The 12,469-nt window shown below is 45.0% G+C and carries 11 protein-coding genes; all 11 read left to right on the top strand.

What is annotated here, in order from left to right:
• Positions 1-15: 15 nt before the first annotated feature.
• The 11 genes from fliS to argB all read left to right on the top strand — a co-directional run bounded on the left by fliS (position 16) and on the right by argB (position 12,452).
• Positions 16-426 (top strand): flagellar export chaperone FliS, encoded by a 411-nt coding sequence (fliS, locus tag MHI27_RS28605; RefSeq protein ID WP_405175172.1) that lies wholly within the window; start codon positions 16-18, stop codon positions 424-426.
• Positions 419-760 carry a hypothetical protein gene (locus tag MHI27_RS28600; protein WP_405175171.1) on the top strand — a complete coding sequence of 114 codons (342 nt, stop codon included), beginning with the start codon at positions 419-421 and terminating at the stop codon, positions 758-760. The genes fliS and MHI27_RS28600 overlap by 8 nt, the downstream gene beginning before the upstream one ends.
• Positions 761-995: 235 nt before the next feature.
• Positions 996-1,193: a cold shock domain-containing protein gene (locus tag MHI27_RS28595; RefSeq protein ID WP_019915069.1), complete on the top strand. Its 198-nt coding sequence runs from the start codon at positions 996-998 to the stop codon at positions 1,191-1,193.
• Positions 1,194-1,580: 387 nt separating this feature from the next.
• Positions 1,581-3,017 (top strand): S-layer homology domain-containing protein, encoded by a 1,437-nt coding sequence (locus MHI27_RS28590; protein WP_405175170.1) that lies wholly within the window; start codon positions 1,581-1,583, stop codon positions 3,015-3,017.
• A gap of 229 nt (positions 3,018-3,246) precedes the next feature.
• Complete coding sequence (hpf, locus tag MHI27_RS28585) at positions 3,247-3,795, top strand: ribosome hibernation-promoting factor, HPF/YfiA family (RefSeq protein ID WP_042131328.1); 549 nt, start codon at positions 3,247-3,249, stop codon at positions 3,793-3,795.
• A gap of 279 nt (positions 3,796-4,074) precedes the next feature.
• Positions 4,075-6,582 (top strand): preprotein translocase subunit SecA, encoded by a 2,508-nt coding sequence (gene secA / locus MHI27_RS28580; protein ID WP_405175169.1) that lies wholly within the window; start codon positions 4,075-4,077, stop codon positions 6,580-6,582.
• A gap of 364 nt (positions 6,583-6,946) precedes the next feature.
• Positions 6,947-8,060 (top strand): peptide chain release factor 2 gene (gene prfB / locus MHI27_RS28575; RefSeq protein WP_143759238.1). Its coding sequence is split into 2 segments (ribosomal slippage): positions 6,947-7,018 and positions 7,020-8,060, totalling 1,113 coding nucleotides; the frame shifts between segments, so codons are not numbered across the junction.
• 151 nt (positions 8,061-8,211) lie between these two features.
• The gene (locus MHI27_RS28570) at positions 8,212-9,096 is read left to right on the top strand and encodes a YitT family protein (RefSeq protein ID WP_076297895.1); all 885 of its coding nucleotides are present in this window, start codon (positions 8,212-8,214) and stop codon (positions 9,094-9,096) included.
• A gap of 175 nt (positions 9,097-9,271) precedes the next feature.
• Positions 9,272-10,327, top strand: a complete 1,056-nt coding sequence (argC, locus tag MHI27_RS28565; protein ID WP_405175168.1) for an N-acetyl-gamma-glutamyl-phosphate reductase — start codon at positions 9,272-9,274, stop codon at positions 10,325-10,327.
• 20 nt (positions 10,328-10,347) lie between these two features.
• Positions 10,348-11,580 (top strand): bifunctional ornithine acetyltransferase/N-acetylglutamate synthase, encoded by a 1,233-nt coding sequence (argJ, locus tag MHI27_RS28560; protein ID WP_405175167.1) that lies wholly within the window; start codon positions 10,348-10,350, stop codon positions 11,578-11,580.
• Between the two features lie 41 nt (positions 11,581-11,621).
• Positions 11,622-12,452: an acetylglutamate kinase gene (gene argB / locus MHI27_RS28555; RefSeq protein ID WP_076297893.1), complete on the top strand. Its 831-nt coding sequence runs from the start codon at positions 11,622-11,624 to the stop codon at positions 12,450-12,452.
• Positions 12,453-12,469 lie beyond the last annotated feature (17 nt).

The following is a 12,469-nucleotide window of genomic DNA, read 5'->3' as shown; positions in this document are numbered from 1 at the left end:
TAAAGGGTGAGATTATTGATTAATTCTCCTTACGATAAATACCGGCAGTCTTCTGTTCAGACATCTACGCCTGCTCAACTGGTACTTATGCTCTATGATGGAGCGATTCGTTTCATTCGGGCTGGTTTAGATGGTTTAAAGCGGGATGACCTTGAAAAAACCAATATCAATCTTGGCAAGGCCCAAACCATTGTCAGTGAGCTGATGAGCACTCTTGATAATAATTATGAAGTATCCAAGAACCTGTATTCACTCTATGAATATACAAATTTTCTACTTGTTGAGGCCAATATACGCAAAGATACAACAAAGGCTGAGGAAGCGGTGGGATATTTGATTGAACTACGGGAAACGTGGTTACAGGCTTCCAAAATCGCAGCAGGTCAAGGTCAGCAGCCGTTATCTACGGAAATTTCAAATGGATAAAGATAAGCTTATTATAGAGTTGAAGCAATTGACGCAGAATATAATGGAGCGGTTATACGAAGTCGAATTTGAAGAGTTAGAGTCTTTCGTGGACGAACGTCAGAAATTGATTGATGACATCATCCGACAGTTCTCGTTGATTCCTGCAACGGAAGCGCAAAAAGTCGAAATTGAACGAATTTTGCATCATGATTCAGAAATCACTGCTCGCATGAACACTCTTTGCCTCGAGGCTCTGGACTGGTTGCAGAAGCGTAATCAGGCCAAGGTACAGCGCAGCGCCTACGAGGCCGCTTATACCCCAGATAGTTTTCTAATGGATCGTAGAAAATAATTTATTTCGGTGTTTCACTATAGGAGTAGACGGGTATTAAATACCGTCTGCTCTTTTTTTGATCCTTACGCCGCAGCTATTTCTTGATTATGGTAAATTAAACGTCCTATTTTACGTGGTAAATTATTGCATGTAAACATTTACTTTTCCAATTGACAATGAAGAAGTTACGGTGGTATAGTCGATTTGTGAGCAAGACTCACGTTCATCTGATGACGAAGGGAATGTTTAATCAATGGAAGGTAAAGTAAAATGGTTTAACGCAGAAAAAGGTTATGGTTTTATCGAGACTGCAGACGGTGGCGACGTATTCGTACACTTTTCCGCGATTCAAACAGATGGTTTCAAAACTTTGGATGAAGGCCAATCCGTAGAGTTCGATATCGTTGAAGGTGCACGCGGACCACAAGCAGCTAACGTAATCAAATTATAATCATACGGCTAAGCCGACCTACATATAAGTAGATGGTTAGCAATTTAGACAGCGCTAGCAAGGATCTTGGGATTTCTCCCAAGGTCCTTTTTTTGTGTGCTTGGGGCCCCCGCAAAGTACCTGAGTATGCATCGAAGTAAAGCTCCACTTTGTGGGGATAATTTGTGCTCTCAAAAGCCTCTATTAAGGCAGTTAATAGAAAGAAAATAGCGTACTTTGTAAATTTTTAATATGGAAAATGTTAGAACTCTTCGAAATGTGGGTAATAGCTTTACGTTGAGCTGTTTATCTTACCTCGACGCACACTATGTTAGCCTAGGCCAATACTTCCAAAAAGAGATTCATATAGCCTACGCTATCAAAACTTTTAGGAGGATGATTAGCAGGATGAAAAAGAAGTTGCGCGGTCTCATGACCGGAGTTTTAGGAGTTAGTATGTTATTAGGATCTCTTGGCAGCGTCTCCGCCGCCTCCGTACCTAAGGATATTCAAGGTCACTGGGCCCAAGCTCAGCTACAGGAATGGTTAGATAGTGGATACCTTGGAGGATACCCGGACGGTACGGTTAAACCAAACAAGGCAATTACACGTGGAGAGTATGTGACTCTGGTAAATCGCCTGTTCGGTTTTAAAGAAAAAGCAACTGTAAGCTTTAAAGATATGAAAAGCACAAACTGGAACTACAGTGAAGTGGCTAAAGCCGTGGAAGCTGGCTATATCGGAGGATACGAGGACAATACGTTCCGTCCTAATAGTCCGCTCACAAGACAAGAGGCAGCAGTAATGGCTGCGAAATTACTTAAATTGAGCACCAATAGCACTACTAGCAAATTTAAAGACAACGCACAAATTGCAGCATGGGCAAAAGGTGCAGTAGCCGCTGCAGCGGATAAGAAGATTATTAACGGTTATCCGGATGGAACCTTCGGTCCTAAGAGATCGTTAACACGTGCAGAGGCTGTAGGTATCATCAACACCTCAGTCATTTATTACCCAGGTAGTGGTACAGGTGGTGGAGTAGTTCCTACCCCAACGCCAACGGCTACTCCGACACCAACCGCTACGCCAACGCCAACAGCTACTCCAGGTGGTAGTACAGGTGGTGGATCTGGCGGCGGTAACGGTGGTGACGGAAATGTCACAACACCAACCGTAAGTGGGGCAACCTATGGTAACGTTGGTTCGGTAACAGCCGATGTATACCTGACATCTTCCGTAACTGGCTCAGTGTACTATGTTGTAGCTCCTTATACTGCTAACGTAAGTGCACCGAGTGCATTGCAGGTAGAAAAAGGACAGATCAGCAATGGAACTGCAAGCGAACAACATGGTAGTGTTGCAACTGTAGCCAACACAACGGTTACATTCTCGGTTTACGGATTGAATCCTGGGACGGAATATGCAACATATATCGTAGCAGCGGATGCATCTGGCAATCTGTCTACTGTAACAACAGTTCGATTAACTACTGCTCAGGCAACAGCAAACTCGATTACGCTTTTTGAACCAGGACAAGTAGGTACAGTTACAGCAGATGTGTATGTTAAATATGGCGTGACTGGTGGCACTCCAACACCGGTAAGATATGTAGTATTGCCGGCAAATGAAAAAGCACCTAGCGCAACACAAATTTCTTTAGGGCAGAATAGTGCTGGTAAAGCATTGACTGCTCCATGGACGGACATGCTTACGTTCGCTCCTGGTGTAAAACATACGCATACTTTGACTGGATTAACAGCCAATACCGCCTATAAGGTATACGTTATTACAGGATCAGGTACGCAATTGTCACCGGTAGAAATCATCCATATTCATACCAAGTAACTTAATCTTATACTGTCTCAGTTTGGGAATATAAGAATGGAATTCGTACTATAATAACGACAGGTTTACAATTGGTCCGGTGAGGCGAATAGTTGCTCTTACCGGACTTGTTTTATTTGTGAACACAAGGACAATATTTGTTATCTAATTGTAAGTGCTGTAAGGAATTACTTTTTACTTAGCCTTAACAATTTGGTATAATGAAGGTGTAACTAAAGGAGGAGTGGCCATGCAATTCACCATTCGAGGTCAACAAATTGACGTGACCGACGCTTTGAGAGAGTATGTTGATAAGAAGCTCAGCAAACTTGAGAAGTATTTCGAAGCACCCCCTACCTCTGAAGGGTCTGTGACGCTTGGCGTAGTTCGCGGCCTTCATACGGTGGAAGTAACCATTCCGCTTGCTGGCGTGACGCTTCGTGCGGAAGATCGCAGCGATGACATGTATGCTTCCATAGATGCCGTTGTGGACAAGCTGGAACGTCAAATTCGCAAACACAAAACGAAGATCAATCGTAAGTTCCGTCAAGAGGGACTGAAGACGCTGTTTGTGGATGGAGCTAGTACCGCTGTTGCTGTAGAAGAACAAGATTATGATGATTTAGAAGTTGTGCGGAACAAACGCTTTACAATGAAGCCGATGGATGTGGAAGAAGCAATTCTTCAAATGAACATGGTAGGACATAATTTCTTTGTGTTTTCCAATATCGACACCTCGGAAGTAAGCGTAGTTTACAAACGTGATGATGGTAAATATGGACTGATTGAACAGGGCTAAGATACAATGATGCCAGTTATGCTCTAAGTATAAAGGGCCTCGAGAGTTAGTCAGAACCTAAGAAATTTAAACCGAGCCCCTATTCGCTTGCAGCGAATAGGGCTCTTGTGCGTATAAGCGACTATATTTGAAAAATGTGGCTGATACACCTTGTATTGCGGCATCTCTTACAAACTGTTACAATTTATGAAGCAGCGGAATCGAATTTATAAATGGCCCTTTCAATTTTGTGAGGATGGGCTCGGTTCCACCATCTGTGTTGCATGAAAGGGGTTAACCATGCTAGGACTTGTAAAGAAAATATTCGGAGACACCAACGATCGTGACGTTAAACGTCTCATGAAGACAGTCGATGTAATTAATGGATTGGAACAGGAATTTGTAAAGCTATCTGATGAACAGTTACAAGCTAAGACAGCAGAATTCCGTGCCCGTATTGAAAAAGGCGAAACTCTGGAAGAAATTCTTCCTGAGGCATTTGCAACCGTACGTGAAGCTTCCAAGCGGACACTTGGTATGCGGCATTTTGATGTGCAGTTAATTGGTGGTATGGCTCTGCATGAAGGCCGAATCTCCGAGATGAAGACTGGTGAAGGTAAGACACTAGTAGGTACATTGCCAGTGTATTTGAATGCTTTGCTAGGTAAAGGCGTACACGTAGTAACGGTCAATGACTATTTGGCTCAGCGCGACAGCGCACAAATGGCACAAATCTATAACTTCCTGGGCATGACGGTTGGGGTTAACCTAAGCGGTATGGACCATGCTGATAAACAAGCTGCTTATGCCTGCGATATTACGTATGGCACAAACAACGAATTTGGTTTTGATTATTTGCGTGACAACATGGTGCTTTATAAAGAGCAAATGGTTCAGCGCCCTCTGTATTTCTGTATTATTGATGAAGTGGACTCTATTCTTATTGATGAAGCACGTACACCTCTTATTATTTCCGGACAAGCTGAGAAGTCTACAGAAATGTATTTTTCAGCAGACCGTTTCGTGAAAAAGCTTAAGGCTGAAGAAGACTACACAGTTGATATTAAGGTGAAGTCTGTTGCCTTGACTGAAAAAGGTGTGGCTACTGCTGAGCGCGCTTTTGGTATTGAGAACTTGTATGATCACAGTCATGTAACTTTGAATCACCATATCGTCCAAGCCCTAAAAGCAAATGTAATTATGCGTCGTGACGTAGATTACGTTGTAAACGAGGGTGAGGTCGTTATTGTTGATGAATTTACAGGACGTCTAATGTCAGGTCGTCGCTATAGCGATGGGCTGCACCAAGCGATTGAAGCGAAGGAAGAAATCGAAGTACAGAATGAGAGTATGACTCTTGCAACAATCACATTCCAGAACTACTTCCGTATGTATCGTAAACTCGGTGGTATGACAGGTACAGCGAAGACTGAGGAAGAGGAGTTCAAGAAGATTTATGGTCTTGAAGTTCTTCAGGTTCCTACCAATAAGCCGAACAAGCGTGATGATATGCCGGATGTTGTCTACAAGAGTGAGAACGGTAAGTTCAAAGCTGTTGTGGAAGAAATTGTAGAACGTCACAAAAAGAACCAGCCAGTATTGGTTGGTACAGTGTCGATCGAGAATTCAGAGCTCGTATCTGAAATGCTGAAGCGCAAAGGCGTTAGACACCAAGTGCTTAATGCAAAGCATCACGCTGCGGAAGCAGAAATCATTACCCATGCAGGTCAGCCAGGTACAGTTACGATTGCTACCAATATGGCTGGACGTGGTACGGACATCGTTCTGGGTGAAGGTGTGACAGATCTTGGAGGTCTGCATATCATTGGTACAGAGCGTCATGAATCACGCCGGATTGATAACCAGCTGCGCGGTCGTGCGGGTCGTCAAGGTGACCCTGGTTCTACACAATTCTACTTGTCGCTTGGCGATGAGCTCATGAAGCGTTTTGGTGCTGACAACGTTCTGACTATGATGGATCGTCTCGGATTCGAGGAAGATCAGCCGATTGAGAGCCGCATGATCACGCGTGCTGTAGAATCTGCTCAGAAACGTGTTGAAGGTAATAACTTTGATATCCGTAAAGTCGTATTGCAATATGATGACGTGATGAATCAACAGCGTGAAATTATTTATAAACAACGCCGTGAGATTCTGGAGTCCGATAATATTAAAGATATCGTGCTTGAAATGATCAAGCCTGTAATTGAGCGTATCGTTCTAGCACACTGTAGCGACGATATTCCTGAGAACTGGGAACTGCAAGAAGTTGCTGATTACGTAAACAGCAAGCTTCTTGAAGAAGGTGCTTTGACCCGTGATATTCTATGGGGCAAGGAAGCAGAGGAAATCATCGAGTTCATTTTCGAACTTGTGCTTGAGAAATATGCTGCACGTGAAGAACGTCTGGGTTCAGAACTCGTACGTGAATTCGAGAAGGTAATCGTGCTTCGTTCCGTAGATAGCAAATGGATGGATCATATTGATGCAATGGATCAATTGCGTCAAGGGATTCACTTGCGTGCTTACGGTGGTACGGATCCACTTCGCGAATATCAATTCGAAGGCTTTGAGATGTTTAATACTATGACTGCTACGATTCAAGAAGAAGTAGCTACTTATATTATGAAGGCTCACATCGAGGCGAATCAGGAACGTCAATCCGTTATTGATGAAGACAAGATCTCTACAAACAGCGAACCTGTTGAGAAACGTCCGGTTCATGTTGAGGCTGTGACTGGCCGTAATGATCTTTGCCCTTGCGGAAGCGGCAAGAAGTACAAGAATTGCCACGGTCAAAACGCATAAGACAAACGTTTAGTAGCGCTCATATTCAGGTGTTGAAGATGTAAGTCTTTAACCCTGATCTCTATGGGTATACTAACCATAAAGAGCGGCTGGGCCCGGGGGTATCCCCCGTTTACGGCCCAGTCGCTTTTTTGGATCTTTAGCACTTGAGTGAATGTGGAATGGAGAGAAGGTTTGGAACTGGAGAAACGGAGTGTTCGCCTTTGTTTCGGGATTCCAACCGCTATGCGGTTATCAATTCAAGGAATCTGGAAACAACAGCGATCGGAAGTCCAATCCTTCTCGGAATGGCTGAACATTCACTCATTACTAACTTTCCAATAGCGAAGACCGTAACAACCAATTTTGAAAGGTGAAGTGACCTATGATAGAACCAAATGTAAAGCAGGATCTGCGTGAAATAGGCAAGAAACTAACTGACCTTAGGGGGTCTCTTTGACTTAGATCTTAAGCAAGAGATGATTTCTAACTTTGAAGAGAAAATGGCAGCTCCAGGATTCTGGGATAATAGTGAGCAAGCGCAGAGTGTAATCGCTGAGATGAACGCTGTGAAATCTTCCGTAGATCAATACGAGAAACTTCAACAGGAATACGATGATGCTGCGATGATGGCAGAGCTTGCGGATGAAGAGGGCGATGAGGATCTGGCAACAGAAATCGGAGAGACAATTCGCAGCCTAGGCAGTAAAGTGGATGAATTCGAGCTGCAATTGCTGCTTAACCAACCGTATGACAAGCTGAATGCGATCCTTGAGCTTCATCCGGGTGCAGGCGGAACGGAATCTCAAGACTGGGGTCAAATGTTGCTTCGTATGTACACACGTTGGGCTGAGAAACGTGGATTTAAGGTTGAGGTGCTCGATTATTTACCGGGTGATGAAGCAGGAATTAAGAGTGTTACACTGCTTATCAAGGGCTTCAACGTATATGGATATTTAAAAGCTGAGAAGGGTGTCCATCGACTAGTGCGGATTTCTCCATTTGACTCTTCGGGTAGACGCCATACCTCTTTTGTCTCCTGTGATGTCGTTCCGGAAATTACGGATGATGTTGAAGTTGAGATCCGCACCGAGGATCTTAAGATCGATACGTATCGTGCGAGTGGCGCCGGTGGACAGCATATCAATACTACGGACTCTGCGGTACGGATTACTCACTTGCCGTCGGGCGTAGTGGTAACCTGCCAGAACGAACGTTCACAGATCAAGAACCGGGAACAAGCCATGAAAATGCTGCGTTCCAAGCTCTATGAACGCAAGCTGCAAGAGCAGCAGCAGCAATTGGATGAGATTCGCGGCGAGCAATCGGAAATCGCTTGGGGCAGTCAGATTCGTTCCTATGTATTCCATCCGTATAACATGGTCAAGGATCACCGTACTTCCGTGGAAACAGGTAATGTGGGTGCAGTAATGGACGGAGACCTGGACGCATTCATTGATGGGTACTTGCGTAGCCAGATCAAGGTTGAGGCGGATTAAGGGATTTTTTCGGGAATATAGGAAAGTATAAGCTTACTCCATACTTTATCTTTATATTTTTTTAGGGGAAACGGATACCATTCTTTGATATGGATGGAATACCCGTTTCTTCTTACGTAGAGCAAGATGACACTTTAAGGAGCGCCATGAAATGCAAAAAATCAATTCTCGTAATAAACCCCCGCTGATTCCACTGAATGGACCCGTCCGTCATGTGGTGGATACAATGCTTATTCTGATCGGTTCGCTAATCACGGCATTGGGGTTTAATCTTTTTTTTCTGCCTAATCATATAGCTTCTGGTGGTGTATCGGGTCTTTCTGTACTGGCTGAAGCTTGGTTTGGGGCTGAACCGGCATTTACGCAATGGGCACTTAATATCCCGCTGTTTGTGCTCGGAGTAATCTTCCTGGGTAAACAATACGGCGTTCGCTCGTTGCTCGGGAGCTTTGTGTTGCCGCTATTTATCTTGTTGACAAAAGATTTACCTACACCTACAACTAATCCACTTTTAGCCTCCATTTATGGCGGTATCTGTGTGGGGGTGGGACTTGGCGTTGTGTTCCGCGGACGGGGCTCAACAGGTGGACTTACGATTTTGGCGCAGATCATTCAAAAGATATCCGGTCTCAGCTTCTCGGTTTCCGTTGTGTTGCTGGACGGGACGGTTATTGTGCTGGCTGCATTTATACTCGGTATGGAGCAGGCGCTGTATGCGCTGATCGGATTGTTTGTTACGGGTAAAGCCATTAATGCAATAGAGGTAGGCTTCCGTTATACGAAGGTTGCTTATATTATCTCAGACGAGACAGATGAAATATCTGCGGCGATATTAAATGATCTGGATCGTGGTTTGACGAAGCTGGACGCACATGGCGGGTACACTGGAGATGCACGTACTGTTCTGATGGTTGTGGTAGGTCAGAATGAAGTATCAAGGCTAAAGGCGATTGTCCAATCCGTAGATACAAGTGCATTTGTTATTATTACCGAAGCACATGAAGTGTTAGGCGAAGGATTTAAAAGAGAAGCGTAATCTCTCCTACGGGGGAGGCGACGCTTCTCTTTTTTTCTAAATGAGGTTATATTTAGGATGAATAAAGTTCACATATTGTGTTGTATTTATATTAATAGGGATGTATAATAATACATATTTCTAAGACGGTATGCATTATATTAAATAATATATTCATGATAAGCAGGAAGTGGGGATGACAGTGGAAGGCAAGCTGAGGGCGGCGATTGTTGGATCAACGGGTTATGGAGGCGTAGAGCTGATTCGGCTACTACAAAGTCATCCTAAAGTAGAGATTACTTCGGTAATTTCCTCATCAAGTGCAGGGGATGCGATAGAGGAAGGGTTTCCTCATTTGACGGGCATTATTGACCGAAGGTTGGATGGCGTTGATCCGGCGCAGATGGCTGAGCGGGCGGATGTGGTTTTTACGGCTACGCCGTCTGGTGTAAGTGCAAAGCTGGTGCCGCAGCTGCTGGAAGTTGGACTTAAGGTCGTAGATCTATCCGGTGATTTCCGATTGAAGGATGGCGCAGAGTATGAGCACTGGTACAAACATACAGCTCCTGCTGATGAGTACCTAGAACAAGCTGTGTACGGACTTTGCGAGGTGTTCGGAGAGCGTGTGGCCGGGGTTGATTTTATATCTAATCCAGGCTGTTATCCTACGGCTACACTTCTTGGACTAATTCCTGCGATTCAGGCAGGCTGGATTAAGCATGACAGTATTATTATTGATGCCAAATCCGGGGTTACCGGAGCAGGACGCGGAACGAGCCTGATGGTGCATTATGCAGAGATAAACGAGAACTTAAAAACTTATAAAATAAATAAACATCAACATATACCAGAAATCGAGCAGACACTCACGGAGATTGCTGGAGAAAAGGTAACCGTAACGTTCACCACACATCTCGTGCCTATGAGCAGAGGAATTATGAGTACGATGTATGCAGGAATGACGGGCAATTATACGGAGCAGGATTTTGTGAATTTATATCGTGAATATTATGCGGGCAGACCCTATGTGCGGGTGCGCGATGTAGGTGTGATTCCAGCGACAAAAGAAGTTAGTGGCTCTAATTATTGTGATATCGGATTTGCGACAGATGCTCGTACAGGGCGGGTGACCATAATCTCCGTCATTGATAACGTTGTAAAAGGTGCGGCAGGTCAGGCGATACAGAACCTTAATTTGATGATGGGATGGGAGGAAACCCTTGGCCTCGGCTACACACCTGTGTATCCATAAGGATCAGCGGTACAAATAACATGAGCGAGATTGAATTATTTACTGCCTTGGAAGGTGGAAGCATTACTTCACCTAAAGGATTTAAGTCCGGAGGACTGCACTGTGGATTGAAAAAAACAGACCGCAACGATCTCGGAGTGATTCTTTGTGAGGTTCCAGCTACGGCTGCTGCCGTGTATACGACAAATGTTTTTCAGGCGGCTCCTCTGAAGGTGACGCGTGAAAGTCTTGTGAACGGAACGTTGCAGGCGGTAGTCGTGAACAGCGGAAATGCTAATGCCTGCACAGGCGAACAAGGCGAGGCCGATGCTTATGAGATGCGCGCTGCTGCGGCTCAACATTTGGGTGTAGAGGTTAATGATGTTGCTGTCGCCTCGACTGGTGTGATCGGTGAGCTGCTGAAGATGGATTGCGTACGTAGCGGTATTGCTGCAATACCAGAAAAGCTGGACGGTGGGGCTGCTGGAGCGGAGGAATTCTGTCAGGCCATACTTACAACTGATTTAGTTAAAAAAGAGGTTGCCGTGAAGGTGCTTGTTGGCGGTGTAGAAGTTATTATTGCTGGAGCTGCAAAGGGCTCCGGGATGATTCATCCTAACATGGCTACCATGCTCGGTTTTATGACTACAGATGCTGATATTTCAGCGGAAGATTTACACAGTCTACTTCGTTCTGCTACGAACGTTACTTTTAATATGATTACAGTTGATGGAGATACAAGCACGAATGATATGCTAGTGTCGATGGCTAGTGGGCTTGCAGGTAATGAGAAGCTGACTCGATTTCATCCGGATTGGGACGCTTTTGCTGCTGGATTCACTTATGTGTGCCAGACGCTTGCCAAAGCGATTGCTCGAGATGGCGAAGGTGCAACTCACCTGATTGAGGTTCAAGTGAATGGTGCTGTTCATGACGAAGCTGCTTCAGCGATTGCCAAGACAGTGGTGGGTTCTAGTCTAGTGAAATCTGCTATTTTTGGAGCGGATGCGAACTGGGGACGGATTATTGCTGCGGTTGGACGCGCGGGTGTGCCAGTATCGCCGGAGCGTGTGAACATTTCGTTAGGTGATATCGAGGTGCTACTGCATTCGAAGCCGGTTGCTTTTGATGAGGAGAAGGCTTTGGCCTATTTGCAAAAAAGTGAAACTGTGCTGATCACTGTAGATTTGCATGATGGAACCGGAAAGGCTACAGCTTGGGGCTGTGACCTAACTTACGATTATGTGCGTATTAACGCTGCATACCGTACCTAATTTGTGGCGGCTTAAGCCCACAAGGGAAGGATACCGAACTTATGACGCTAAATAGCGAGCTTGAACTTATTGATGCATTAGATGGTAGTGGATTGTTTGTGATGAAATGCGGCGGCAGTACGCTGGCTGCTCTTCCTGATTCTTTTTTCGAAGATTTACGAGATTTGCAGCAGGAAGGCATTCAACCTGTAATTGTTCATGGCGGAGGGCCAGCCATTTCAGAGAATCTAGCAAAGCTGGGCATTGAAAGCAGCTTCGTGAACGGTCTGCGAGTAACCACCGAGGCAGTACTAGATGTCGTAGAGATGACACTGGCAGGGAGTATCAACAAGGCGATTGTAAGGCGAATTCAAGGAAGTGGCGGTCTAGCTCTAGGGCTATCCGGCATCGATGGAAATATGATTACTGCTAGACCCGTAGCTAATAGCGCTGAAGTAGGGTTGGTAGGAGAAGTAACGGAAGTAAAAGCTGAGATCGTAACTGGTATTGTTGGGATGGGATATATTCCTGTCATTGCACCTATCGGTGTAGATGCTGCAGGTCAGCGCTACAATATTAACGCAGATACAGCAGCAGGGGCAGTCGCTTCTTATGTAGAGTCTCCCCAAATGATCGTAGTTACAGATGTGCCTGGCATTATGAGTACGGTGGAGGGTCGAAAGGTTGTGCTTCCATCCGTTACCGTACAGGAAATCGAAGCTTTAATTGAAAGTGGAGAAATCTACGGCGGCATGATCCCAAAAGTACGGGCAGCTATCGATTGCATTCAAGGCAGCGTTTCAGAGGTTATCATTGTGGATGGAAAAGAACCGCGGGTGCTTAGCCGAGTACTGCAAGGTGAAGCGATAGGCACACGTATTATTCGTTCGTAGAATCATAGATGAATATC

The sequence above is a fragment of the Paenibacillus sp. FSL H8-0261 genome (assembly GCF_045040645.1).
GTDB lineage: Bacteria > Bacillota > Bacilli > Paenibacillales > Paenibacillaceae > Paenibacillus_AQ.
The sequence above is the reverse complement of the archived record's forward strand: the minus strand, read 5'-3'. Positions and strand labels throughout refer to the sequence as shown.

Excerpts from the sequence above, each read along its gene's own strand:
- argB (WP_076297893.1), top strand. The coding sequence starts at position 11,622 with ATGACGCTAAATAGCGAGCTTGAACTTATTGATGCATTAGATGGTAGT.
- argJ (WP_405175167.1), top strand. The coding sequence starts at position 10,348 with ATGAGCGAGATTGAATTATTTACTGCCTTGGAAGGTGGAAGCATTACT.
- MHI27_RS28600 (WP_405175171.1), top strand. The coding sequence starts at position 419 with ATGGATAAAGATAAGCTTATTATAGAGTTGAAGCAATTGACGCAGAAT.
- MHI27_RS28590 (WP_405175170.1), top strand. The coding sequence starts at position 1,581 with ATGAAAAAGAAGTTGCGCGGTCTCATGACCGGAGTTTTAGGAGTTAGT.
- hpf (WP_042131328.1), top strand. The coding sequence starts at position 3,247 with ATGCAATTCACCATTCGAGGTCAACAAATTGACGTGACCGACGCTTTG.
- secA (WP_405175169.1), top strand. The coding sequence starts at position 4,075 with ATGCTAGGACTTGTAAAGAAAATATTCGGAGACACCAACGATCGTGAC.
- MHI27_RS28595 (WP_019915069.1), top strand. The coding sequence starts at position 996 with ATGGAAGGTAAAGTAAAATGGTTTAACGCAGAAAAAGGTTATGGTTTT.
- argC (WP_405175168.1), top strand. The coding sequence starts at position 9,272 with ATGACAGTGGAAGGCAAGCTGAGGGCGGCGATTGTTGGATCAACGGGT.
- MHI27_RS28570 (WP_076297895.1), top strand. The coding sequence starts at position 8,212 with ATGCAAAAAATCAATTCTCGTAATAAACCCCCGCTGATTCCACTGAAT.